The following is a 25,123-nucleotide window of genomic DNA, read 5'->3' on the forward strand; positions in this document are numbered from 1 at the left end:
TTATTTATCCTTTTTTTCTTTTATTTCTTCTGAATTTCCAACCGCACTTTCGTTGTTGGCATTATCATTTGTTGTTTGATTTTCTTGGACTCGATGATAATTCACAATGCTATTCATATAGCGGCGAATATTTTCTACATATTGGTGCGCTTCATAGCCTCGCGCATAGCCGTATTTCAGTTGGGAATAATAGCGTTTTTCTGCTAATAAAGGCAGATTTTTTTTCACATCGAGCCAATTATCTGGATTTCCTCCAAGATTTTTAGTTAAACGACGCGCATCAATTAAGTGTCCCAGCCCCATGTTATAGGCGGCTAAAGCAAACCAAATTCTTTCTTCTTTTTCAATGGTTTCTGGAATTTGACTAATCAGCCAGTGTAGATATTCTGATCCCGCTTTAATGCTTTGTTCAGGATCTGTTCTATCGCTGATTTTCATATGTTGTGCGGTATCTTTCGTTAGCATCATTATGCCACGCACGCCCGTAGGTGATGTTGCATCTGGATTCCAATGAGACTCTTGATAAGCGACTGCTGCGAGTAATCGCCAATCTAATTCACCTTTGTATTTTTCAAAGAGCGGCGAGAATTGTGGCAGGGTATTTTCAATTGCGTTCATATAAGAGCGCGTATCCACGTAATCAAATTGTGAAATATGCCCTAAATATTTTTCTTTTAAATTGTCTACTAGCCCAGTTTCTTGTGCATTATTCATAAAATTGAGTAAGGCAGCTTGCAGATCATTGTAGGCATTATTTGGTAAATACCAGTGAATGTTTGCTTCATCAGTAATATCAAAGGCAATGGCTAATTCTGGTTTGATTTGTTGGATCGCCGCGATATCAATGGAATTTGCAATAACGTAAGGAATTTTTCCTTCAGATAGTTGTAGCAATAGTTCTTCTTGAGTAAACGCTTGATTTCTTTTCCAAGTTAATTGTGGATATTGTTTTTGTAATTCTTTTAGTGTTTCTTCCAATGATGAATTGTTAGCGATATAAATTTCTTTCTTGATATTGCCTAGATTTTTAGGGCGTTGTTCATCTTTTCGATAAGCTAATTGCCATGAAGCTGAATGATATGCTGGGCCAATTTGGAAACGTTCTGCATTATTAGGATGATATAAAAGGTGAGCCGCAGCTAAATCAATATTATGTTTATCTAGCTCATTAAATAATTGTTCTTGATTATCAAAAGTTTTAATTTCGAGTTCTACACCTAGTGAATCAGCAAATGCTTTAGCTAATTCATATTCAAAGCCTCGTTCTCCGTCTTTATTTATAAAATAAGAAATAGGGTTGTTCATTGTGCCCACAATGAGTGAGCCTCGTTCTTGAATTGCTGTATAGTGGTTTTCTTCAGCATGGCGTAAAAATTGCCATGGGAATACCATATCAATAGCCCAAAGTAATAAAGCCAAGGCAGTAATAATACGTAAAAAGAGACCTTTCAATGATTTTTCCTATATAAAAAGCTTGCGGGGTTATAGCTAGAATTTAAGCAATAGACAATAAAAAGCCCCTTGAGGTTCAAGGGGCTAAGTTTTGTTCACCGAGTAGTGCTAAATTTTAAATGATGCAAAAACATTAGGAAATAGCACTATTCTTTATATCGTAAGGATACTATCCTCGGCGATCACGGCGTGGTTTATCGCTAAAAGAGCGGTTACTTTTTTCATTAAATTTACGATTTCCACGATTGTCACCACTGCGTTCATTACGTCCGCGTTCTCCACGGAAATCGCCACCACGGCCTTTACGTTTACCGTTAAAATCATCGCCACCACGGGAACTATCAGACTTCACCGCACCTAAGAAAGACATTTGCATTTGTTTATTCAATACGCGCGTTTTACCGAATTGTTGCAATAATTCTTTCGGCATACCTTGTGGTAATTCAACGGTAGTGTAGTCATCATAAAGTTTGATATGACCAATATAGCGGCTATTGATATCACCTTCGTTAGCAATCGCACCAACGATATGGCGAACTTCTACACCATCCGCACGACCGACTTCTATACGATATAAATCCATTGGTTGTGGATTTCCGTAGCCTTTACGTTCGCCACGACGTTCAGCTGAACGTGGATTTTCACGGCGATCGCCTCGTTCATTACGTTCACGACGACGTTTTTCCATTGGTGGATCAGGTGGAAGAATTAATTTTTGTTTGCCTTGTAGTAACATTAACATTGCAGCTGCAATATCTTCTTGATCTTGATCGGCTGTGAATAAGTCTTCCAATAAACTACGATATTGTTCTAAATCGTGATGCTCGAGTTGTTTCGTAATTTTTGCGACAAATTTTTTGCGGCGGCATTCTTGTAACACAAGATGATTTGGCAATTCTACTTCATTGATACCTTTTTTCATTAGGTGTTCAATATTACGAAGTAAACGACGCTCGCGAGGTTCAACGAATAATAAAGCACGACCAGAACGACCTGCACGACCAGTACGGCCAATTCGGTGTACATAAGATTCTGCATCAAGCGGAATGTCGTAGTTCACCACAAGGCTGATACGTTCAATATCAATACCGCGTGCGGCTACATCGGTTGCCACAACAATATCTAAACTGCCGTTACGTAAACGATCGAGGGTTTGCTCGCGCAATTGTTGTGTCATATCACCATTAAGTGCGGCAGAACGGAAACCATTTTTTTCAAGTAGTTCTGTAATATCTAAAGTACCTGTTTTAGTGCGAGCAAAAATAATCGCAGCATCAAAATCTTCCACTTCTAAGAAACGAAGAAGCGCTTCATTTTTACGCACGCCGTGCACATACCAACAACTTTGCTCAATATCTGGGGCATTTTCGTTATTAACCTTGATCTTCACTTCTTGTGGATCATTCATAAAACGTTTCGTAATACGACGGATCGGTTCAGGCATTGTTGCAGAGAATAACGCAGTTTGATGATTTTCTGGTAATTCAGCCATGACGGTTTCTACATCATCAATGAAACCCATGCGTAGCATTTCATCGGCTTCATCTAATACGATAAAACGAAGTTCAGAAAGATTTAATGTTCCGCGACGAATATGATCAAGAATACGACCTGGTGTACCCACAATCACTTGTGCGCCTTGTTTTAATGCACGAAGTTGGATGTCATAACGTTGGCCACCATATAAGGTAACAATGCGGGTGCCGTGAGCATATTTAACAAATTGTTCGCACGCATCGGCAACTTGAATAGCAAGTTCGCGAGTAGGTGCCATCACTAACATTTGTGGATGTTTTTCACTTGGATCGATTTGCGCTAATAAAGGCAGTGCAAAGGCAGCGGTTTTACCACTACCTGTTTGTGCCATACCTAGCACATCATTGCCACTGAGCAAATGCGGGATACAAGCTTGTTGAATTGGAGAAGGGGTTTCAAAACCTAAGTCAGAAACAGCTTTTAAGATGAACTCAGGTAAGCCTAAGTCATTAAAAGTAATTTTGTCAGTCATTAAAATACTCGAATATAAATAAGGAAAGCTCAAAGAGGCCTTCGGTTTATTAAGTTGAGCAGAGCGAATGAATTTTTCTATTCGTTCTACTGTAAAGAGCGGTGAGTTTTGATTGATTTTTAGAAAACAATCGCTTTTGTTACCGCACTTTTCTCTTCTTTTTCGTCTTCTGTTTGAACTGGTTTTAATTTCATTAGTTCAAACGCAGCAAAACGATACTCAACAAAGTTATAAACCTGATTTGCCATAGCTAGTTTAAATAAAGCTGCCGCTTCATCTACTAGCCCTACATTGAGTTTTTGTTTTGCTAGATAAAAATAGGTTTCTGTGAGAATTTCAGCATATTGTTGTGAATTTTCAGCAAATTCACTTGCACGTTGTTGTAATTCTTCTACAGAGATGTGTCCTAAGTAATATTGAACGATATGTGTACCCCAAAAGTCCTCTGATAGCCCTTTTGCTCGTTCAACAAGGTTTGTTTGGGCTTCTTGTGGTTTTAATTTTTGTTCGTTCAAATATAGCCATAAGACACGATAGGGATCTTTTGTATCGGCTTGGTAGAACTGTAAGAAATCTTGCTGAGCAAGATGGTAGCGCCCTACATAATAAAAATTTAAACCACGATTAAGGTGGGTATAGTCGTAACCTGAATCTAATTCAAACACCGTATTGAATGCTTCCAATGCGCCGTCATAATCTTCTTCAAGCAATAAATAAAGCCCTAAGTAATTGTACACGGATGCCATTTTAGGCTGTAATGCAAGGGCTTGAGTAAAATCATAACGAGCAAGTCCCCATAATCCAAGGGAATCATAGAGTACGCCACGTTCAAAATGTAGCGATGCACGTTCTTCATTACTCATTTTTCCAACGAGTAGTACTTGGCTTAATCGTACGATCATCACTTCTTGTTCAAAGTGAGTATTCGGATTTTGTTCAGCCAACACGACATGATTTTTAGACACAAAACCGCCCCTAGACTGAGCACAGCCTGCAAGGAGTAAGATCGCACATAAGCTAAATAAATAGACTATAAAATGGCGAGATAAGCGAAAACACCGCATTTGCTTTCTTTATGCCTAAAAGTTGGAAAACAACAAAACTTGGCAGCGAGTGCTACCAAGTTTTGATTCGATATTCCAAGATTATTCTTGTTCTTCTATAGAATCTTCTTGGTTAATTTCAGTTTCTTGTTTTGGAGCCAAGTCTTTCATTGTTAAACGAATACGACCTTGACGATCGATTTCAACAACTTTTACGTTTACTTCTTGGCCCACTTGGAGGTAATCACTCACTTTTTCTACGCGTTCTTCAGCAATTTGAGAAATATGAACTAAACCTTCTTTATTTCCAACGATTGCTACGAATGCACCAAAATCAGCAAGACGAGTGACTTTACCTTTGTAAATTGCGCCAGCTTCAACTTCTGCAACGATTTCTTCAATACGTCCCATTACGTTTTTCGCCGCATTGCTATCTACTGCGGCAATTTTCACTGTACCATCGTCATCAATATCAATTGATGTACCAGTTTCTTCAGTTAGTGAACGGATTGTTGCACCACCTTTACCAATCACATCTTTGATTTTCTTAGGATCGATTTTCATTGTATAGATGCGCGGCGCGTAATCTGAAATATCTGCGCGTGGAGCTGGAATTGCTTGTTCCATGACACCAAGAATGTGCATACGTGCACTTTTCGCTTGGTTTAATGCAATTTGCATAATTTCAGGGGTGATACCTTCAATTTTGATGTCCATTTGAAGTGCGGTGACACCTTCACGTGTACCCGCTACTTTAAAGTCCATATCCCCTAAGTGGTCTTCATCACCTAAGATATCTGAAAGCACCACGAATTTCTCTTCTTCTTTCACTAAGCCCATTGCGATACCTGCAACAGCAGCTTTGATTGGAACGCCCGCATCCATTAATGCTAAAGACGCACCACATACAGACGCCATAGAGGAAGAACCGTTAGACTCAGTGATTTCAGATACAACACGTACCACATACGGGAATTCTGCAAGGCTTGGCATAACCGCTGCTACACCACGTTTTGCTAAACGACCGTGACCGATCTCACGACGTTTTGGTGAGCCAATCATACCGGTTTCACCTACAGAGTATGGAGGGAAGTTGTAGTGGAATAAGAAGTGATCTTGACGTTCACCTGTTAATTCATCAATGATTTGTGCATCACGTTCAGTACCTAACGTTGCAACAGCTAATGCTTGTGTTTCACCACGGGTGAAAATTGCAGAGCCGTGAGTACGTGGTAATACACCTGTGCAAATGTCTAATGCACGAACGGTATCAACGGTACGACCATCAATACGTGGTTCACCTGCAATGATACGGCCACGAACGATTTGACTTTCAAGTGCGGTGAAAATATCTACGATTTTACCTTCGCTGATTTCTTCATCTTCTGCTGTGATTTGTGAAATCAAATCTGCTTTAATCGCATCGATTTGTTCGTAACGTGCTTGTTTTTCAGTAATGCGGTATGCATCGCCTAAACGCGCTTCTGCAATCGCTTTTACTTTATTGATTAAATCTGTGTTTGGCTCTGGAGCAACCCAATCCCAACGTGGTTTGCCAGCTTCTTTTGCAAATTCTTTGATTGCTTCAACCACAACTTGTTGTTGTTGATGACCGAATACAACTGCCGCTAACATTTGTTCTTCAGTTAAAATGTCTGCTTCAGATTCAACCATTAATACTGCTTTGTCCGTACCCGCAACCACTAAGTCTAAACGGCTTTGTTTTTGTTCAGCCATGGTTGGATTTAATACGAATTGGTTGTCGATGAAACCAACACGCGCGGCACCAATAGGACCATTGAAAGGCACGCCAGATAAGGTTAATGCTGCAGAAGCACCGATCATTGCTACTAAGTCAGGGCTGATTTGTGGGTTTACTGAAACCACAGTCGCCACAACTTGGATTTCGTTGAAGAAACCTTCAGGGAATAATGGACGAATTGGACGGTCGATTAAACGTGCAATTAAAGTTTCGCCTTCAGATGGACGACCTTCACGCTTGAAGAAACCACCAGGGATTTTACCCGCCGCATAAGTACGCTCTTGATAGTTTACGGTTAATGGGAAGAAATCTTGACCTTCTTTCACATCTTTTTTAGCAACAACAGTCACGAATACCGTGGTATCGTCCATGCTTGCCATAACCGCAGCCGTTGCTTGACGTGCAATCGCACCGGTTTCTAGAGTAACGGTATGTTGACCGTATTTAAATTGTTTAACAATTGGATTCACAATGTTTTCCTTCAAAATGATATTTAAAACAAAGCTTTATTTTCCAGATTGCGACTAGCAAAAGAAATCTCTCGAAAAAATGACCGCACTTTGGTCGTTTAAAAATTTCTTTTGATAGCCGCACGCTAATGTAGAAAATAAAGCCCGTGCATTATACAGGATGTTTGGCTTTAATGGCTAACTTTATTTCACATTACCAATTTGTTATCATTGTCTCGACAGTAGTTTTCCTCCAAAATGAATTGCGCTATCTCTGAAATTAGGTCTTTCTATATGAAATATAATGTAATGATGGCTAGTGATGCCAACTATCTTCCTTATGTAGAAATTACACTGAAATCTTTATTAATGCACCACGAAAATCTCTCTGTTTTTATTTTACATACAGGAGATATTTCTGAGTCGTGGTAAAATGATCTTCAACCTTATTTTGCTAAACGCTATTCAACATTACAATTAGTTCATATAGATAAATCAGAATTAGATTCTTTTAGTGCAAATAATTATATTACTTCTGCTACTTATTTAAGATTTTATATTGATCGCTTACTTCATTATAGTGATATTCCTTATTGGATTTATCTTGATTGTGATATCGTGATTAATGGCAATATTACGCTTCCTTTTGAATATTTAGATTTCTCTCGTCATACAATAGCAGCAGTTTTAGATCCTTATGTAACTCGCATTGGCCATCCTTATCAAGATAAGGATTATTTCAATGCGGGTGTTTTATATTTTAATATGGATAAGTATCAATTAGGAATTTCATCATTTTCTAAAGAATTAATTACATTACATACCCAATTAAAAGAAAGTTTAATTTATGGCGATCAAGATATTCTAAATTACTATTTTAAAGAACAGTGGATTCCATTAGATAAGCGTTATAATTTCCAATTAGATCATATGATTTCAATTAATACTCTTGATATTTCTCCTGTTATTTTTCATTTTACAGGTCCTCATAAGCCTCTTGATAATATTTTTTCTGAAAATGCTTGTGTTAATGCCGTAATTTCATTGTTTAGACTTTATGCGTCAATAAGTTGGCAAGATATTTGCTCTCTTCCACTCGGTACTATAAGAGCTAATTGGATTAATCAAGAAAGATGATGTAATCGGTGGCTTTATTTCATTTAACCGACTTGGTATCATAGGATAACTTTTATCCACTATAAGGAAAATTCTATGATTATTAGCAGTTTAACCAGCCCAAATTTTAAAGTTGGTTTACCAAAAGTGATTGCTGAAGTATGTGATTATTTGAATACGTTAGATTTGAATACGTTAGAAAATGGTCGCCATGATATTAACGATCAAATTTATATGAACGTAATGGAACCAGAAACTGCAGAATCAAGCAGCAAAAAAGCAGAGTTACATCATGAATACTTAGATGTTCAGGTGTTAATCCGAGGTACGGAAAATATAGAAGTTGGCGCTAATTATCCTGATTTGTCTAAGTATGAATCTTACAACGAAGCAGATGATTATCAACTTTGTGCAGATATTGATGATAAATTCACCGTCACAATGAAACCAAAAATGTTCGCTGTATTCTATCCTTACGAACCGCATAAACCTTGCTGTGTAGTCAATGGAAAAATAGAAAAAATTAAAAAATTAGTCGTAAAAGTACCTGTTAAATTAATTTAACTTCGAAAAAAGTAAACTGCCCCCAAAAAGTTGGACAGGTTTTTGAGGGCAGTTTACTTTTTTATTATTTAATCACCGTAATTGACCATTTGGCATCATCAATTTGCTCAAAGTTTGTCACTTCATAGCCTTCTTCAGCCGCCCAAGCGGGGATAGCTTCAGTGGCTTGTGTGCAGTCGAATTCAATTTCTAGGCCATCTCCTTTGTTTAACTTAGCCATAGCCTCCTTGGCTTCAACGAGAGGAAATGGGCAAACAAGGCCGAGTGTTGGTAATTTAACGATCATATAAACTCCTTATGATGCTTTTGTTAATTTTAAACGTTGTGGACGGATAATGGTGAAGTAGGCAGCCACCCAGGTGCCGAGAATCATCAATGGCAATGAGACCCAACCTTGCCAAGAGAAAAAGGCGGTTTCAACTAAACCATTACCGATAGAGCAGCCACCCGCAAGGGTTGCACCGATGCCCATGAGAATACCGCCGAGTCCGCTGCGTAGAATCGTGGTGGCATCCGGTACGCGGATACGAAATTCATTGCTTGCTTTTGCGCCGATGAATGATCCAATAAAAATCCCTAAGACTAAGAATACGCCCCAGTTAATAAATTTACCGTCGCCAGTAACAAGGAATTGCATAATATTAGCTGATGGGCCAGTAATCCCAAGCCCAAACTCACGACCTGTAGCGACACTGAGTGGCCAAGCGGCAAGTGCGATTAATCCGATTAACACGGCTGAGAAAAATGGGTGCCAGCGTTTCTCAAATAATAAGTGAGCAAGTCCCGTTTTCTTTGGTTTTAATGCCGCGACTTTTACGTTTGGTTTACTGAGATGTTTGTACACATAGAAAGCCGTTATTAAAGTTAATAGTGCCACTAACCACCAAGGTGAAATACCGAATGTATCGTAAATATTGCGTTGCTCAATATTAATACTGCGTAAAGCTTTATTAAATTCGCCTAATGGGCCAGTACGCATGATGGCACTTAATAGCATATAAGTGAATAACGCGACCCAACTACCAACTAAGCCTTCTGCAGCACGGTACCACGTACCTGTCGCACAACCGCCAGCAAGAACAATGCCGATACCAAACACAAAGGCACCGATAATCACCGCTAAAAAGGCAAAATTTTCAGCCGGCTCGACATTTAATACACCGATTTCTTTTAAGAGGAAGAAACCGATGGATTGCACGGTAATCGCCAATAAAAGGGCTACAAACATTTTGTTATTTTTGGTGACATACATATCGCGAAATGCGCCAGTAATACAAAAGCGCCCACGCTGCATCACAAATCCGAGTAAAATTCCGCAAAGTAATCCGGTTAAAAGCATAAATATTCCTTCTATTTTAGAACTAAGTAGGTCGGTATTTTCTAAAAAAATAAGAAGGTAGCGCCAATAACTTTTGGCTAGAAAATATGTTTTTTTGATATAAAAAAGTGCGGTTATAAATTTATACTTTTTTACCGCACTGCTTTAGCAATATAAGTGTAGAGAATATAATGGGAAGACTTTATGGTGCTCTCAAGCGATTTAATGAGCTTCTTAATAATTAACCCCACTCAAAAGAGCGGGTTAATTGTTTTATATGCGCCAGAAATTGGGTTTATGCAGGAACGCGTTCTGCTACGAGCATTTGTAGCTTTCGTAAAATGACATTTAATACTACGCCATAGGCTGGGACGAATAAGATAATTCCTATAAATAATTTAAATAGATAATCTACAAAGCCGAGTTGTGCCCAGTGTTCAGCCATGAACGGATCTGCACTTTGGTAGAAAGCTACACTGAAGAAAACAAACGTATCTGCCATTGAGCCGAATGTCATTGAGCTAGTTGGCGCCACCCACCATGTTTTTAACTGGCGTAAGCGGTTAAATACGATCACATCAAGTAATTGTCCTACCACGTAAGCGGCAAAGCTCGCAATAGCAATACGGAATACAAACAGATCAAAATGCGTTAATGATTCGAAACCTTGGAATTTGCTTTCAGAGAATAAAACCGATATGACGTAACTTACAATAAGTGCAGGAAACATCACCACGAAGATGATTTTTCTCGCATCTTCCGCACCGAAAATACGCACAGTTAAATCAGTAGCTAAAAAGATAAATGGGAATGTGAGCGTTCCCCAAGTGCTGTGGAAGGAAAAATCGTTTGCTGCACCAAGTGCGGTCAATTTTAGCGTGATTTCAAAAGGGATTTGTACAAAGTAATTGCTCGCTGCAATGATGAATATGTGGAAAAAGCTGAGCCAGATGATTGCACGACGTTTTTGTTGATCATTAAAGATCGGAGAGTTTAATTTCATGTTGTACCTTTTTAGTTTAAATAAATCGGGGTTAGGGAACCCGAGGTTGAATATAGGGGGCTAGATGATACGCATATTTCTAATAATTGCAAGGGGCGATTGCATTTGAGTTTTATATTTTATGATAATTGACGAATGCTTTTAGGGTCTTTATTCTATTTGCATTTTTCATCAAATTTGAAAGGAGAGAAAATGGAATTACACAATATTCGTGATGAATATACTAAACGCGTGCTTTCACAAAATGATTGCTATGAAAATCCAATTTTGCAATTTGAACAGTGGCAGAAAGAAGCAATTCATGCGCAAGTCAATGAGCCTACTGCAATGAATATTGCGACTGTTGATGAACAAGGTCGCCCAAATAGCCGAATGGTTTTGTTAAAAGAAGTCAATGATCAAGGATTTGTCTTTTTTACCAATTATCTTAGCCGAAAAGGTAGCTGTATTGAACGTAATCCTTATGTTTCGCTGACTTTCTTTTGGCCAGAATTGGAACGCCAAGTGCGGATTGAAGGTAAGGCGGTTAAAATTTCAGCAGAACAATCCGATAAATATTTTGCTACCCGACCTTACACCAGTCGTATAGGGGCTTGGGCAAGTGAGCAAAGTGCGGTGATTTCTAATTATAAATCTTTGTTAGCAAAAGCCGCATTGGTTGCTGCTAAACATCCATTAAAGGTGCCTCGACCAGATTATTGGGGCGGCTATTTAGTTGTGCCAGAAACCGTGGAATTTTGGCAAGGGCGACCAAGTCGTTTACATGATCGCATTCGTTATCGTAAAGTAAGTGATAATTGGATTAGAGAAAGATTGTCTCCTTAGTAAGTTGAGCATAAAAATAACCGCACTTTAGTTGTATTCCCAAAGTGCGGTTAATTTTTTTACAAATTTTCGTGCTAAAGTTGTTTATTAATGCGTGCTAGTACTTGTCGTTGTACGATTTGCCCGTTTACGATCGTTTTCCGTTAAAAGTTTTTTACGGATACGAATCGACTCAGGTGTCACTTCCACTAACTCATCGTCATCGATAAATTCAATTGCTTGTTCAAGACTGAATTTTACAGGCGTAGTCAGCACAATCGCATCGTCTTTACCTGAAGCACGCATATTGGTCAGTTTTTTACCTTGTAAGCAGTTCACTGTTAAGTCATTTGAACGGCTATGAATACCGATAATTTGCCCTTCATAAACTTCCACGTTTGCATCAATCATTAACTTACCACGTTCTTGTAAGCCAAATAATGCGTAACCCAGTGCTTTACCTGTTGCGTTCGAGATTAATACACCATTTTTACGTTGGCCAATATCTCCACCTTTGATTTCATCGTAGTGGCTAAAGCTTGAGTAAAGTAGGCCTGTACCAGAAGTCATGGTCATAAAGTCCCCACGGAAGCCAATTAATCCGCGGCTAGGAATGATGTATTCTAAACGAACGCGACCTTTACCATCTGGCAACATATCACGAACTTCGCCTTTACGAATACCTAATGCTTCCATCACAGAACCTTGATGTTGTTCTTCCACATCGATAGTTACTTGTTCGTATGGCTCTTGTTTTTTACCGTCAATATCACGATAGATTACTTTAGGGCGAGAAACCGCAAGTTCATAACCTTCACGACGCATATTTTCGATTAACACAGAAAGATGTAATTCCCCACGACCAGAAACACGGAATTCATCCGGGTTTGGGGTTTCTTCTACACGTAATGCCACGTTGTGAACCAATTCTTTATTTAAACGTTCAAGAATTTGACGAGATGTGACATATTTACCTTCTTGCCCTGCAAATGGAGAGGTGTTTACACAGAAGAACATGGTGACTGTTGGTTCATCAACCGTTAATGATGGCAGTGCTTCAACTGCGTTAATATCACAAATCGTATCTGAAATGTTCAATTCTCCTAAACCAGTGATCGCAACAATATCGCCTGCATAAGCAACGTCTTCTTCATAACGTTGTAAACCAAGATGACCAAGTACTTGACCGATACGACCTTGACGAGTTTTTCCTTCACTATTGATGATAGTAACAGGTTGATTTGGTTTAATCGCACCACGCTTAATACGACCAATGCCGATAACACCTACATAGTTGTTATAGTCTAATTGTGAAATTTGCATTTGGAATGGCGCATCAAGTTCTACTTTTGGCGGCTCTACATATTTCACAATGGCTTCAAATAATGGCGTCATATCTTCTGCTAATTCTTCGTGCTCAAGACCTGCAACACCATTTAATGCTGATGCATAGATAATAGGGAAATCTAATTGTTCATCTGTTGCACCAAGATTGACAAATAAATCAAATACTTGATCTACAACCCAGTCAGGACGCGCACCAGGGCGATCAACTTTATTAATTACGACGATTGGTTTTAAGCCGTGAGCGAATGCTTTTTGTGTCACGAAACGCGTTTGTGGCATTGGGCCATCAAACGCATCAACAACTAATAGAACAGAATCTACCATAGAAAGCACGCGTTCAACTTCGCCACCGAAGTCGGCGTGTCCTGGAGTATCCACGATGTTAATACGGTAATCATTCCAGTTAATCGCGGTATTTTTTGCAAGAATGGTAATGCCACGTTCTTTTTCAAGATCGTTTGAGTCCATAACGCGTTCATCTACATCGCCACGAGCAGATTCAAAAGTACCAGATTGTTGCAGAAGTTTATCCACAAGAGTGGTTTTACCATGGTCTACGTGCGCAATAATGGCGATGTTACGGAGTTTTTTAATATCGATTTCGTTTTTCATTGTTTAATGCTTTGATTGGATAAGATGCAATTTTTATTGCATTGTTACATAAAAATGGTGCAACGAATTGCACCCTACATTTCTACATTTGTCGAAAGGGCAAAAATTATACATGTATTTTTCTTTTTCTGCTATGGCTAGAATAAGAAAAATAAATTTCATGAAAAAATAGTATGGCTACGTTATAATGTGAGCTTATCTTAATAAGACTAACCATAGAGGATTTCCTAATGCCAAACGCAAATGCAATCGCTAATGTATTTAAGCTAATTGAAGAAAATAATGTGAAATTTGTACTTCTTCGATTTACCGATATTAAAGGTAAAGAACATGGTGTTTCTATCCCAGTTAGCCTTGTTGATGAAGATATGTTTGAAGACGGCAAGATGTTTGATGGTTCCTCTGTTGAAGGATGGAAGACAATTAATAAAGCCGATATGTTGCTTATGCCAATGGCAGAAACAGCCGTGGTCGATCCATTTGCGCAAATTCCAACGCTTTCTATTCGTTGTAGTGTTTATGAACCAACGACAATGCAAAGCTATGATCGCGATCCGCGCTCTATTGCAATTCGTGCAGAAAATTATATGCGTTCAACAGGTATCGCGGATCAAGCTTTTTTCGGCCCAGAGCCTGAATTCTTCTTATTTGATGATGTGCGTTTTGATGTATCAATGAACAAAGCGTCTTTTTCTATTGATGATATAGAAGCTGCTTGGAACACGAATAAAAAATATGAAGAAGGCAATAATGCTTATCGTCCATTGAAAAAAGGCGGATATTGTGCCGTTGCACCGATTGATAGTGCGCACAATATTCGTTCTGAAATGTGCTTGATTTTAGAAGAAATGGGATTAGTCATCGAAGCCCATCATCATGAAGTGGCGACTGCAGGACAGAATGAAATTGCGACTAAATTTAATACGCTAACCTTAAAAGCCGATGAAACCCAAATCTATAAATATGTTGTGCAAAATGTGGCGTTAGAGCACGGTAAAACAGCGTGTTTTATGCCAAAACCAATTACTGGCGATAATGGTTCAGGCATGCACTGTAATATGTCGTTAAGCAAAGACGGAAAAAATATTTTCCAAGGCGATAAATATGCAGGTCTTTCAGAAACCGCACTTTACTACATCGGCGGTATTATTAAGCACGCTAAAGCATTAAATGCGTTCACTAATCCAAGCACTAATTCATATAAACGTTTAGTGCCGGGTTATGAAGCACCTGTATTGTTGGCTTATTCTGCAAGTAATCGTTCTGCCTCAATTCGTATCCCTGCTGTAACCAATCCAAAAGCGATTCGCATAGAAGCGCGTTTCCCAGATCCTTTAGCAAACCCATATTTAGCATTTGCTGCATTATTAATGGCAGGTCTTGATGGTGTAGTAAACAAAATCCACCCAGGCGATGCAATGGATAAAAATCTTTATGATCTTCCACCAGAAGAATTAAAAGATATTCCAGCAGTAGCAAGCTCGCTAGAAGATGCGTTGAATTCACTAGAAAAAGACTATGAATTCTTAACTCAAGGTGGTGTATTTGCTAAAGATTTTATTGATGCGTTTATCAGCATCAAACGTAAAGAAGTGGAGCGTTTAAATATGGCACCACATCCAGTTGAGTTTGAAATGTATTATGCGTAATTATCATTGATGAAATCATGTTTAAAAGTGCGGTAAAATTTACCGCACTTTTCGTTTGAAATTGTTTATAACGAGAATCGGGTAAAAATGTCGAATACAAATAGAACAATTCTAGTTACTGGTGGAGCGGGTTTTATTGGTTCTGCGCTTGTCCGTTATCTTCTTGAAAAGACACATAATAAGATCGTAAATGTTGATAAGCTGACTTATGCAGGAAATTTAGCCTCACTTAAAACCGTAGAAAACCATCCACGTTATGCTTTTGTACAAGCAGATGTTTGTGATACTAAAGCATTGTCTTATATTTTTTCACAATATCAACCTGATGCTGTTATCCATCTTGCCGCTGAAAGTCATGTTGATCGTTCTATAAATGCGTCTTCGGAGTTTATACAAACTAACATTGTAGGAACTTATAGGCTACTTGAATCAACTCTAGACTACTGGCATTGTTTAGATAATCAAAAAAAATCCAGCTTCCGATTCTTACATATTTCCACCGATGAAGTTTATGGCGATTTAAAAAGTAATGAGGGGGTATTTACTGAAACATCAGCTTATAAACCTAGTAGCCCTTATTCTGCTTCAAAAGCGGCAAGCGATCATCTTGTGCAAGCTTGGTATAGAACATATGGGTTACCGACAATCATTACACATAGTTCAAATAATTATGGCCCGTATCAGTACCCTGAAAAATTAATTCCATTGATGATTTTAAATGCGATAGAGGGAAAAATACTGCCTATTTATGGCGATGGTTTGCAAATTAGAGATTGGTTATTTGTTGAAGATCATATTACTGCATTGTATAGCGTTTTGATGAAAGGAAATATTGGGGAAACCTATAATATTGGCGGAAATAATGAAAAGTCCAACATTGAAGTGGTGCGTTCTATTTGTTCTTTACTGGAAGAATTTTTACCTAATAAACCAAAACATATTGATAAATATGAAGATTTAATTTGCTATGTGCAAGATAGACCTGGTCACGATCTTCGTTATGCGCTTGATACAAGTAAAATCAATCATAAACTAGGCTGGGTGCCTAAAGAGACTTTTGAATCGGGATTAAGAAAAACGGTAATTTGGTATTTGAACCATCAAGAATGGTGTCAAAGAATTTTAAATAATTAACTATTTAAAAATAAAACTGGTATAGTTTTATTCCGCTATAAGCTTATATTCGAGAAATAAAATGGAAATTATATTATCAATAAACCAAGCCTCTGACGCTTGGGGAAAAGATGCTATTTTGAGCTTTGACTCTAATAAAGCAACAATTCATTTAAAAAATAATGAAAAAACTGACCGCACTTTAGTTCAACAAGCTGCTCGTAAATTGCGTGGGCAAGGGATTAAAGAGGTGGAATTAGTTGGTGAAGAATGGGATTTGGAATTTTGCTGGGCGTTTTATCAAGGTTTTTATACCGCAAAACAAGATTACGGGATTGAGTTTCCTCATTTGGATCATGATCTACAAGATGAATTGTTAGCGCGTATCGAATGTGGTGATTTTGTGCGTGGAATTATTAATGAACCAGCACAAAGTCTAACGCCTGTGAAATTAGCGGAGCGTGCGGCTGAATTTATCTTAAACCAAGCGGACATTTATAATGAAAAAAGTGCGGTAAATTTTAAGATTATTTCTGGGGAGGATCTTGAACAACAAGGTTATCATGGAATTTGGACGGTGGGTAAAGGATCTGCTAACTTGCCCGCTATGTTGCAACTTGATTTCAATCCAACACAAGATCCGAATGCGCCAGTGTTAGCTTGTTTGGTTGGTAAGGGGATTACTTTTGACAGTGGCGGCTACAGCATTAAACCAAGTGATGGAATGAGCACAATGCGAACCGATATGGGCGGGGCTGCACTATTAACGGGGGCATTAGGTTTCGCTATCGCTCGCGGATTAAATCAACGCGTTAAACTGTATTTATGTTGCGCAGAAAATTTGGTGAGCAATAATGCATTTAAATTGGGTGATATTATTACTTATAAAAATGGTGTGAGTGCAGAAGTGTTGAATACGGATGCTGAAGGACGTTTAGTGTTGGCTGATGGATTGATTGAGGCTGATAACCAAAATCCGGGTGTTATTATTGATTGTGCGACTTTAACTGGGGCTGCAAAAGTGGCAGTAGGCAACGACTATCATTCGGTATTATCTATGGATGATGAACTTGTGAAAAATCTTTTCCAATCAGCACAACAAGAAAACGAACCTTTCTGGCGTTTACCATTTGAAGATTTTCATCGTTCACAAATTAATTCATCTTTTGCCGATATTGCTAATATTGGTTCGGTTCCAGTTGGAGCGGGAGCAAGCACTGCAACGGCATTTTTATCGTATTTTGTAAAAAATTATCAACAAAATTGGTTGCATATTGATTGTTCAGCGACTTATCGTAAATCTGGTAGTGATTTATGGGCTGTTGGAGCAACAGGGATTGGTGTGCAAACTTTAGCAAATTTAATGTTATCAAAATCATTGAAGTAAGGAGATATGATGACAGAAAGAACTTTTTCGATTATTAAACCTGATGCGGTAAAGCGTAATCTAATTGGGGTGATCTTAACTCGTTTTGAGCAAAATGGCTTTAAAATCATAGCCTCTAAAATGGTATGCTTAACTCGTGAGCAAGCTGAAGGCTTTTATGCAGAGCATCAAGGCAAAGAATTTTTTGCTCCTTTAGTTGATTATATGATGTCTTCACCGATAGTGGTTTCTGTACTTGAAAAAGAAAATGCAGTGAAAGATTACCGCACTTTGATTGGTACAACGAATCCAGAAACTGCAGCAGAAGGGACAATTCGTAAAGAGTTTGCATTGAGTCAGCGTGAGAATTCGGTTCATGGCTCGGATAGTGTGGAAAGTGCAAATCGTGAAATTGCCTATTTCTTTACTGATTCTGAAATTTTTGAGCGTTGATCGATAGTAAAAAGCACCTAAAATAGTTTAGGTGCTTTTGAATTTTTAATGCTTATAAAATAAGACCTTCTTAAGGTTTATAGATGAACTCAATTCCTTCATCATCTTCTTCGGTCCAATCATCATCCCAATCTTCGTCATCATCAAATTGATGCTCAGCTAGTTGTTCTTGATGGTAATCTTCCCATTTGAATTTTACTTCTTCAGGTGCAACTTGTTGTGTTTCAGCTTCGCGTGGATTTGCTATGATAAAGTCCATAATATCACGACAAAGTGGTGGAACATTTTTCCCTGTTGCAGCTGAAATCAGGTAATAGTCTTCTTCCCAACCTAATTGTTCAGCAATTTCTCGTGCTCGCTCTTCAGCTTCTTCATCACTCATAGTATCAATTTTATTAAATACTAACCAGCGTGGCTTTTCTGATAATTTTTCGCTGTATTGGAAAAGTTCAGATTCAATAATAGCGACATTATCTGCTGGGTTAGAGCCATCAATTGGATCAATATCGACTAAATGAATAAGCACTCTACAACGTTCTAGATGTTTTAAAAAGCGAATGCCTAGTCCAGCACCATCTGCTGCGCCCTCAATTAATCCTGGAATATCAGCTACTACGAAACTATGTGAGTCGTCCACTTTTACAACACCGAGACTTGGCACTAAGGTGGTAAATGGATAATCTGCAACTTTTGGTTTGGCTGCTGAAACGGCACGAATAAAAGTGGATTTACCAGCATTAGGTAAACCGAGCATTCCCACATCGGCAAGTAGCATTAATTCGAGTAATAAATCGCGTTTTTCGCCCGGTGTTCCCATTGTTTTTTGACGTGGTGCACGATTTACCGATGATTTGAAACGGGTATTCCCTAAACCGTGATAACCACCTTTGGCTACCAACATTTTTTGACCGTGTTGGGTTAAATCTCCCAAGGTTTCTTTTGTGTCATTATCAATAGCGCGAGTTCCTACGGGAACAGGTAAAATAATATCTTTACCACGACGTCCTGTACAATCTGAACTCCGTCCATTCTCTCCGCGCTCTGCCGCAAAGCGTTTATTAAAACGGTAATCGATTAAGGTATTGAGGTTTTCATCAGCTTGTAAATATACATCGCCACCATCGCCACCATCTCCACCATCAGGACCGCCTTTCGGAATAAATTTCTCTCGACGGAAACTTACGCAACCGTTGCCACCATCCCCAGCCTCAATTCGAATAAGGGATTCATCAATAAATTTCATTAAAACTTCTCCAAAATAAACCGCACTTTAATGAGTTTTATGCGGTAATAATTTATGTCCAATTGCGGATAAAATTGCCCCGCATACTACAACAAATGCGCCAATATAGCTAATATTATTCAATTCTGGTGCCGCAAAATCTGCTGGGCTAAAATAATGGGCAATATGAGAAAATAGGATTGTGAAAAGAGGTACAAGTGTGATAACAACACTGACTTTTGATACATCCCAACGATTAAGTGCCTCCGCATAAGAGCCGTATCCAATTAAGGTATTTAAACAGCAGTAAATAAAACAAATCAGAGCTAAAGGTGTGAGTTCTTGTACTTGCGAGAATTCAGCCATCGGCATAAAAGCTATGGCACAACCTAAATACATCATTAGCAAGATTTGTTGTGAATTAAATTTACGCAACATTAATTTTTGCGCCATTCCATAGGCGACCCAAATAAGGGATCCTGCTACGCTTAAGATGACACCTGTTGAATACTGATTTAGTCCGGCAAATACATCAAAACGATCATTAAAGAATAAGCCTAAACCAATTAACAATAAGAAAAGCCCGATCTTTTGGTGCAGACCCAATTTTTCTTTGAAGATCAGGACACCACAGATGAGCATTCCAAAAGAGGATAAATGAATAAAAATTTGTGCAACTGAAGGTTCAATATAATTCAGTGAACTACTAAATAATAGAAAATTGCCGGTAAGGCCAATTACCCCAATAAGAGCAAGCCAAGCATATTGACCGACTTTCATTGGTTCAGGTAATTTCTTTTTATAAGTAAGTAGAGCTAATAATGAGATTGCGGCTACAATAAAACGATACCATACGATAGTTTGCGCGTTCATTACAGACAAAGCTTGTTTGAGAGCGATAGGTAAGGATCCCCAAGCCATAGCAGTAATAAGCGCAAAGGTAAAGCCTAATAGAGGTTGTTGTTTCATTGCTTGCTCGCTTATGTGAAATTAAAAAAGACAAAACGCCCCACAAAATTGTAGGGCGTTTCAATCGAATAGATTTTAAATTATTCAGTAACAATACTTACGTATTTACGGCTTTTCTCGCCTTTTACTTCAAATTTAACTTTGCCATCTGCAGTTGCGAATAAGGTGTGGTCTTTACCCATACCTACGTTGCTACCCGCGTGGAACTTAGTACCACGTTGACGAACAATGATGCTACCTGCTAATACAGATTCGCCACCGAAACGTTTAACACCAAGGCGTTTAGCTTCAGAATCGCGACCGTTACGAGTTGAACCACCAGCTTTTTTAGTTGCCATCTACTTGATCTCCTCTGAAATTATGCTTGAATCCCAGTGATTTTCACTTCTGTGAACCACTGACGATGACCTTGTTGTTTACGGCTGTGTTTGCGACGACGGAATTTAACGATTTTAACTTTCTCGCCACGACCTTGTGCAACTACTTCAGCCACTACTTTTGCGCCAGCAACCACTGGTGCACCAATTTTAACATCTTCACCATTAACGACCATCAACACAGAATCGAACTCAACTGTTGCGCCAGTTGCAAGTTCAAGTTTTTCTAAACGAACAACTTGACCTTCGCTCACACGGTGTTGTTTACCGCCACTTTGGAAAACTGCGTACATAAATACTCCGCTTAATTGTGTTTCCCTGCTCTTTAGCAGTCCACACTTAAAAATTCATATAAATAGGTCGCAAATTCTACGGAAAAATCCTACCTATGGCAAGAATTTATTTACAATAAAATAAAAAAATTCCCTTCATTTGCGGATTGATTTCAGAAAGTCTGAAAATTCGGGTAAAATGCACCGCACTTTTGACTAATAATTGATGAAAAAATGAAGAAACAAGATCTTATGAGCATAGACGAGATCCAGAAACTTGCAGATCCCGACATGCAAAAAGTTAATCAAAATATTCTTGCTCAGCTTAATTCAGATGTTCCATTAATAGGACAGTTAGGTTTTTATATTGTTCAAGGTGGAGGTAAGCGGATCCGTCCATTGATCGCAGTTCTCGCAGCTCGATCTTTAGGGTTTGAGGGCTCTAATTCAATTACTTGTGCTACTTTTGTTGAATTTATTCATACTGCCTCTTTATTGCATGATGATGTGGTGGATGAGTCCGATATGCGTCGTGGGCGCGCTACGGCGAATTCAGAATTTGGGAATGCTGCAAGCGTACTTGTAGGAGACTTTATTTATACGCGTGCATTTCAATTAGTTGCACAATTAGAGTCATTGAAGATTTTGGGAATTATGGCCGATGCGACTAACGTTTTAGCGGAAGGCGAAGTTCAGCAGTTAATGAATGTTAATGATCCCGAAACGAGCGAAGCTAATTATATGCGTGTAATTTATAGTAAAACTGCCCGTTTGTTTGAAGTGGCGGGTCAGGCTGCTGCAATTGTCGCGGGTGGAACAGAAGATCAAGAAAAGGCTTTACAAGATTATGGGCGTTATCTTGGAACTGCATTTCAGCTCGTGGATGATGTATTGGATTATAGTGCAAATGCACAAGCTCTAGGTAAAAATGTAGGAGATGATTTAGCTGAAGGCAAACCAACTCTTCCTCTGCTACATGCTATGCGTCATGGTAATGCTCAACAGGCTGCTTTAATTCGCGAAGCGATTGAGCAAGGTGGTAAACGTGAAGCTATTGATGAAGTATTAGCTATTATGGCTGAGCATAAGTCTTTAGATTATGCGATGAATCGTGCAAAAGAAGAAGCTCAAAAAGCAGTAGATGCAATTGCAATGTTGCCAGACAGTGATTATAAGAAGGCATTGATTTCTTTGGCGTATTTGTCTGTGGATAGAAATTATTAGTCCTTAATTTAGCTTATATACTTGATACCAATTAATTTTAATTAAACTTTATGAATACAGAACTTCAATCTAAACCCGAGCAAAGTGCGGTTAACTTTCAAGGTAAAACTCGTAAACAAAAGGTACGCAAAGATCCTAATGCTCCTTTTATTCGTGAAAAACTTGAGTTGCCAGACGGACATAATAAACTCCTTTTACATTCATGCTGTGCGCCTTGCTCGGGTGAAGTGATGGAAGCAATCCTTGCATCTGGCATTGAATTTACGATTTATTTTTACAATCCGAACATTCATCCACTCAAAGAATATTTAATTCGTAAAGAAGAAAATATTCGTTTTGCCCAAAAATTTGGCATTCCATTTATTGATGCAGATTACGATCGTCAAAATTGGTTTGATCGTGCCAAAGGAATGGAATGGGAGCCAGAGAGGGGAATTCGTTGTACTATGTGTTTTGATATGCGCTTTGAAAAAGCTGCTGAATATGCTCATGAACATGGTTTCCCTGTATTTACTAGTTGCCTGGGTATTTCTCGCTGGAAGGATATGAATCAAATCAATGGCTGTGGGCATCGCGCTGCAGAAAAATATGATGATGTTATTTATTGGGATTACAACTGGCGAAAAGAAGGTGGCTCGCAACGCATGATTGAGATTAGTAAGCGTGAGCGGTTTTATCAACAGGAATATTGCGGCTGTGTGTATTCTTTACGTGATAGTAATAAATGGCGAGAAGAGACTGGTCGTCAAAAAATTGAAATCGGAAAATTGTATTATAGTGCAGATTAATATGATGAACACAAAAAAGGCTTGGAATCCCAAGCCTTTTTCTTTGCGAAATTATTCGCCCAAACGCTCTTTAATACGAGCTGATTTACCTGAACGTTCACGTAAGTAGTAAAGTTTAGCTTTACGTACTGCACCTTTACGTTTAACAGCGATAGAATCTACAGCTGGAGAGTGAGTTTGGAATACACGCTCAACACCTACGCCGTTAGATACTTTACGTAAAGTAAATGCTGAGTGCAAGCCACGGTTACGAATTGCAATAACCACGCCTTCGAATGCTTGCAAACGACGTTTGCTACCTTCAACTACCCATACTTTAACTTCTAAAGTATCACCTGGGCGGAAGCTAGGTACGTTTTGTTTTAATTGTTCTTGTTCAAGTTGTTTGATAACGTTAGACATAGTTTGATCCTTTATTGATCCTAGATGTAACTGAAACTAACTGTTATATTCGGCTTGTGCCTCTTTTAACAGCTTACGTTGTTCGTCAGTCAGAGCTAGGCCTTCTAAGAGCTCAGGGCGTCGGAGCCACGTTCTTTGTAGCGATTGTTTTAATCGCCATTTCCGAATTTCTTCGTGATGTCCCGACATCAGCACGGGTGGTACAGTTAATCCTTCTAACACTTCCGGTCTGGTGTAATGCGGACAATCTAATAGACCATCTGCAAAAGAATCTTCTTCTGCGGAGGCTTGTTTGCCTAATACACCGGGAATAAAACGTGCAACAGCATCAATTAATGTCATTGCTGGCAATTCCCCACCAGTCAGAACGTAATCCCCGATTGACCATTCTTCATCAATTTCAGTTTGAATCAATCGCTCATCAATACCTTCGTAACGCCCACATACCAAAATCAATTTCTGATTTTGAGCAAGTTCCGTTACGCCGCTTTGATCGAGTTTACGTCCTTGTGGAGAAAGGTAAATCACCTTTGCGCCTTCTCCTGCCGCTGCTTTCGCAGCATGAATTGCATCCCGTAAAGGTTGCACCATCATCAGCATTCCAGGACCACCACCATAAGGACGGTCATCCACGGTTTTATGCTTGTCGAATGTAAAATCTCTTGGATTCCAATATTCTATTTGCAGAAGATTATGTTTTACGGCTCTACCTGTAACCCCAAATTCCGTAATCGCTTTAAACATTTCGGGGAATAATGAAATCACCCCTATCCACATAAAAAGCCTACTACATTACGTTTGTGCATACTTGAGATTAGAAACCAGCGTCCCAATCCACTTCAATAGTTTTCGTGGTGAGATCGACTCTTTTAACTACTTGTTCATACAAAAACGGAATTAACCGCTCTTGTTTTCCAAAAGCATCTTTGGTATTAGCTTTCACCACTAGCACATCATTAGAACCGGTTTCCATCATCTCTGTTACAGTTCCCATTGTATAACCTTCTAGGTTTACGACTGAGCAACCAATTAAATCGTGCCAGTAATAATCGCCTTCTTCCAGTTCTGGGAAAACAGATAAATCCACACCAATTTCAACATTTGCTAAAATTTGTGCGGCTTCACGGTCATCAACGCCTTTTAATTTAACGATGATTTCGTGATTATGATGACGCCAGTTTTCTAATTCCGTTGGCTGCCATTCACCTTTGATTTTTAAAAACCAAGGTTGATACTCAAAAATGCTTTCAGCTTGTTCTGTTGATGAATAAATACGTAACCACCCACGAATACCGTAGGTTGAGCCTAATTTGCCCACAACTTCAATACGTTGTTGTTCCATATTTTTCACCTATCTTAGTTTAAGAACTAAATCAAAAAGCGAAATTATGCTTTTTGAGCTTCTTTTATCAAAGTTGCAACACGGTCTGAAAGTGATGCACCTTGACCAACCCAGTGGTTAACACGGTCTAGGTCGATACGAACACGTTCTGCGTTACCTTGTGCGATAGGATTGAAGAAACCTACACGCTCAATGAAACGACCGTCACGTGGTGAACGGCTGTCAGCTACTACGATTTGATAAAATGGGCGTTTTTTAGCTCCGCCACGAGATAAACGAATGGTTACCATAACCTTCCTCTAAATGTTTAATTACTAAAAGAATATTCCCAAATTCGAAAGCGATTTAAGAATATAGCTTACTTTTTTCTCTGTATATATAGACAAAAAGCCCGCGAATTTTATACTTTTTGAGCAAAATTGCAAGTTTTGGATGCGCATTCTAATAAGTACGTTATATTCTTTTGAA

At 38.7% G+C, this 25,123-nt stretch carries 25 protein-coding genes and 1 pseudogene; 10 read left to right on the forward strand and 16 right to left on the reverse strand.

The genetic code is table 11. The features are described 5' to 3' along the window. The 4 genes from mltF to pnp form a co-directional block, all read right to left on the reverse strand. Window positions 1-1,452 carry a membrane-bound lytic murein transglycosylase MltF gene (gene mltF / locus GG9_RS05300; protein WP_005631067.1) on the reverse strand — a complete coding sequence of 484 codons (1,452 nt, stop codon included), beginning with the start codon at window positions 1,450-1,452 and terminating at the stop codon, window positions 1-3. A gap of 169 nt (window positions 1,453-1,621) precedes the next feature. Further along, a complete protein-coding gene (locus tag GG9_RS05295; RefSeq protein WP_005631068.1) occupies window positions 1,622-3,460 on the reverse strand; it encodes a DEAD/DEAH box helicase in 1,839 nt (612 codons plus the stop codon). 119 nt (window positions 3,461-3,579) lie between these two features. Continuing rightward, window positions 3,580-4,524 carry a lipoprotein NlpI gene (gene nlpI, locus GG9_RS05290; RefSeq protein WP_005631069.1) on the reverse strand — a complete coding sequence of 315 codons (945 nt, stop codon included), beginning with the start codon at window positions 4,522-4,524 and terminating at the stop codon, window positions 3,580-3,582. An 81-nt stretch (window positions 4,525-4,605) separates the two neighbouring features. Next, on the reverse strand, window positions 4,606-6,735 hold the full coding sequence (pnp, locus tag GG9_RS05285) for a polyribonucleotide nucleotidyltransferase (RefSeq protein ID WP_005631070.1): 2,130 nt from the start codon (window positions 6,733-6,735) through the stop codon (window positions 4,606-4,608). A 273-nt stretch (window positions 6,736-7,008) separates the two neighbouring features. Here pnp and GG9_RS09485 point away from each other — a divergent pair. The 3 genes and pseudogenes from GG9_RS09485 to nanQ all read left to right on the forward strand — a co-directional run. Further along, window positions 7,009-7,143 (forward strand): annotated as a pseudogene (locus GG9_RS09485) (glycosyltransferase family 8 protein); the annotation flags it as partial. Between the two features lie 99 nt (window positions 7,144-7,242). Beyond that, complete coding sequence (locus GG9_RS05280) at window positions 7,243-7,851, forward strand: glycosyltransferase (protein ID WP_237702619.1); 609 nt, start codon at window positions 7,243-7,245, stop codon at window positions 7,849-7,851. Between the two features lie 75 nt (window positions 7,852-7,926). Further along, on the forward strand, window positions 7,927-8,394 hold the full coding sequence (gene nanQ / locus GG9_RS05275) for an N-acetylneuraminate anomerase (protein ID WP_005631076.1): 468 nt from the start codon (window positions 7,927-7,929) through the stop codon (window positions 8,392-8,394). A 64-nt stretch (window positions 8,395-8,458) separates the two neighbouring features. On the opposite strand, the gene GG9_RS05270 is transcribed toward nanQ, so the two are convergent. The 3 genes from GG9_RS05270 to GG9_RS05260 all read right to left on the reverse strand — a co-directional run bounded on the left by GG9_RS05270 (window position 8,459) and on the right by GG9_RS05260 (window position 10,715). Beyond that, a complete protein-coding gene (locus GG9_RS05270; RefSeq protein WP_005631077.1) occupies window positions 8,459-8,680 on the reverse strand; it encodes a sulfurtransferase TusA family protein in 222 nt (73 codons plus the stop codon). Window positions 8,681-8,689: 9 nt separating this feature from the next. Beyond that, a complete protein-coding gene (locus GG9_RS05265) occupies window positions 8,690-9,733 on the reverse strand; it encodes a YeeE/YedE family protein (protein WP_005631079.1) in 1,044 nt (347 codons plus the stop codon). A 274-nt stretch (window positions 9,734-10,007) separates the two neighbouring features. Continuing rightward, the gene (locus tag GG9_RS05260; RefSeq protein WP_005631081.1) at window positions 10,008-10,715 is read right to left on the reverse strand and encodes a 7-cyano-7-deazaguanine/7-aminomethyl-7-deazaguanine transporter; all 708 of its coding nucleotides are present in this window, start codon (window positions 10,713-10,715) and stop codon (window positions 10,008-10,010) included. Window positions 10,716-10,907: 192 nt separating this feature from the next. On the opposite strand from GG9_RS05260, the gene pdxH reads away from it, so the two are divergent. Then, window positions 10,908-11,540, forward strand: a complete 633-nt coding sequence (gene pdxH / locus GG9_RS05255) for a pyridoxamine 5'-phosphate oxidase (RefSeq protein WP_032825071.1) — start codon at window positions 10,908-10,910, stop codon at window positions 11,538-11,540. Between the two features lie 87 nt (window positions 11,541-11,627). Here pdxH and typA read toward each other — a convergent pair whose 3' ends face one another. Beyond that, window positions 11,628-13,478, reverse strand: coding sequence for a translational GTPase TypA (typA, locus tag GG9_RS05250; RefSeq protein ID WP_005631087.1), 1,851 nt, complete (start codon window positions 13,476-13,478; stop codon window positions 11,628-11,630). Window positions 13,479-13,708: 230 nt separating this feature from the next. On the opposite strand from typA, the gene glnA reads away from it, so the two are divergent. The 4 genes from glnA to ndk all read left to right on the forward strand — a co-directional run bounded on the left by glnA (window position 13,709) and on the right by ndk (window position 18,059). Then, window positions 13,709-15,127, forward strand: a complete 1,419-nt coding sequence (gene glnA / locus GG9_RS05245; RefSeq protein WP_005631090.1) for a glutamate--ammonia ligase — start codon at window positions 13,709-13,711, stop codon at window positions 15,125-15,127. Between the two features lie 87 nt (window positions 15,128-15,214). Further along, window positions 15,215-16,261 (forward strand): dTDP-glucose 4,6-dehydratase, encoded by a 1,047-nt coding sequence (rfbB, locus tag GG9_RS05240; protein ID WP_005631093.1) that lies wholly within the window; start codon window positions 15,215-15,217, stop codon window positions 16,259-16,261. Between the two features lie 61 nt (window positions 16,262-16,322). Continuing rightward, the gene (gene pepB, locus GG9_RS05235; RefSeq protein ID WP_005631095.1) at window positions 16,323-17,627 is read left to right on the forward strand and encodes an aminopeptidase PepB; all 1,305 of its coding nucleotides are present in this window, start codon (window positions 16,323-16,325) and stop codon (window positions 17,625-17,627) included. A 9-nt stretch (window positions 17,628-17,636) separates the two neighbouring features. Further along, a complete protein-coding gene (gene ndk / locus GG9_RS05230; RefSeq protein ID WP_005631096.1) occupies window positions 17,637-18,059 on the forward strand; it encodes a nucleoside-diphosphate kinase in 423 nt (140 codons plus the stop codon). 70 nt (window positions 18,060-18,129) lie between these two features. On the opposite strand, the gene cgtA is transcribed toward ndk, so the two are convergent. From cgtA to rplU, 4 genes are all read right to left on the reverse strand, one after another. Beyond that, on the reverse strand, window positions 18,130-19,302 hold the full coding sequence (gene cgtA, locus GG9_RS05225; RefSeq protein ID WP_005631097.1) for an Obg family GTPase CgtA: 1,173 nt from the start codon (window positions 19,300-19,302) through the stop codon (window positions 18,130-18,132). A 27-nt stretch (window positions 19,303-19,329) separates the two neighbouring features. Next, window positions 19,330-20,250, reverse strand: a complete 921-nt coding sequence (locus GG9_RS05220; protein ID WP_005631098.1) for a DMT family transporter — start codon at window positions 20,248-20,250, stop codon at window positions 19,330-19,332. 80 nt (window positions 20,251-20,330) lie between these two features. Continuing rightward, window positions 20,331-20,588, reverse strand: coding sequence for a 50S ribosomal protein L27 (gene rpmA / locus GG9_RS05215; protein ID WP_005626413.1), 258 nt, complete (start codon window positions 20,586-20,588; stop codon window positions 20,331-20,333). 20 nt (window positions 20,589-20,608) lie between these two features. Next, window positions 20,609-20,920: a 50S ribosomal protein L21 gene (gene rplU / locus GG9_RS05210; protein ID WP_005626416.1), complete on the reverse strand. Its 312-nt coding sequence runs from the start codon at window positions 20,918-20,920 to the stop codon at window positions 20,609-20,611. A gap of 213 nt (window positions 20,921-21,133) precedes the next feature. Here rplU and ispB point away from each other — a divergent pair, with 213 nt between their 5' ends. Then, window positions 21,134-22,123 (forward strand): octaprenyl diphosphate synthase, encoded by a 990-nt coding sequence (gene ispB, locus GG9_RS05205; RefSeq protein ID WP_005631099.1) that lies wholly within the window; start codon window positions 21,134-21,136, stop codon window positions 22,121-22,123. A 50-nt stretch (window positions 22,124-22,173) separates the two neighbouring features. Then, on the forward strand, window positions 22,174-22,911 hold the full coding sequence (locus GG9_RS05200; protein WP_005631100.1) for an epoxyqueuosine reductase QueH: 738 nt from the start codon (window positions 22,174-22,176) through the stop codon (window positions 22,909-22,911). A 51-nt stretch (window positions 22,912-22,962) separates the two neighbouring features. Here the strand turns inward: GG9_RS05200 and rplS are convergent, their stop codons facing one another. From rplS to rpsP, 4 genes are read right to left on the reverse strand one after another with little or no spacing between them, the layout of a single operon-like run. After that, on the reverse strand, window positions 22,963-23,313 hold the full coding sequence (gene rplS, locus GG9_RS05195; protein WP_005631101.1) for a 50S ribosomal protein L19: 351 nt from the start codon (window positions 23,311-23,313) through the stop codon (window positions 22,963-22,965). 36 nt (window positions 23,314-23,349) lie between these two features. Next, entirely contained in the window at window positions 23,350-24,090 is a 741-nt protein-coding gene (gene trmD / locus GG9_RS05190; protein WP_005631103.1) for a tRNA (guanosine(37)-N1)-methyltransferase TrmD, read from the reverse strand. Window positions 24,091-24,127: 37 nt separating this feature from the next. Beyond that, on the reverse strand, window positions 24,128-24,655 hold the full coding sequence (rimM, locus tag GG9_RS05185; RefSeq protein ID WP_005626427.1) for a ribosome maturation factor RimM: 528 nt from the start codon (window positions 24,653-24,655) through the stop codon (window positions 24,128-24,130). Between the two features lie 44 nt (window positions 24,656-24,699). Next, on the reverse strand, window positions 24,700-24,945 hold the full coding sequence (rpsP, locus tag GG9_RS05180) for a 30S ribosomal protein S16 (RefSeq protein WP_005631105.1): 246 nt from the start codon (window positions 24,943-24,945) through the stop codon (window positions 24,700-24,702). Window positions 24,946-25,123: the final 178 nt, after the last annotated feature.

It is taken from the genome of Haemophilus haemolyticus M19501 (genome assembly GCF_000222025.1).
In the GTDB taxonomy this organism is placed as follows: Bacteria; Pseudomonadota; Gammaproteobacteria; order Enterobacterales; family Pasteurellaceae; genus Haemophilus; species Haemophilus haemolyticus_G.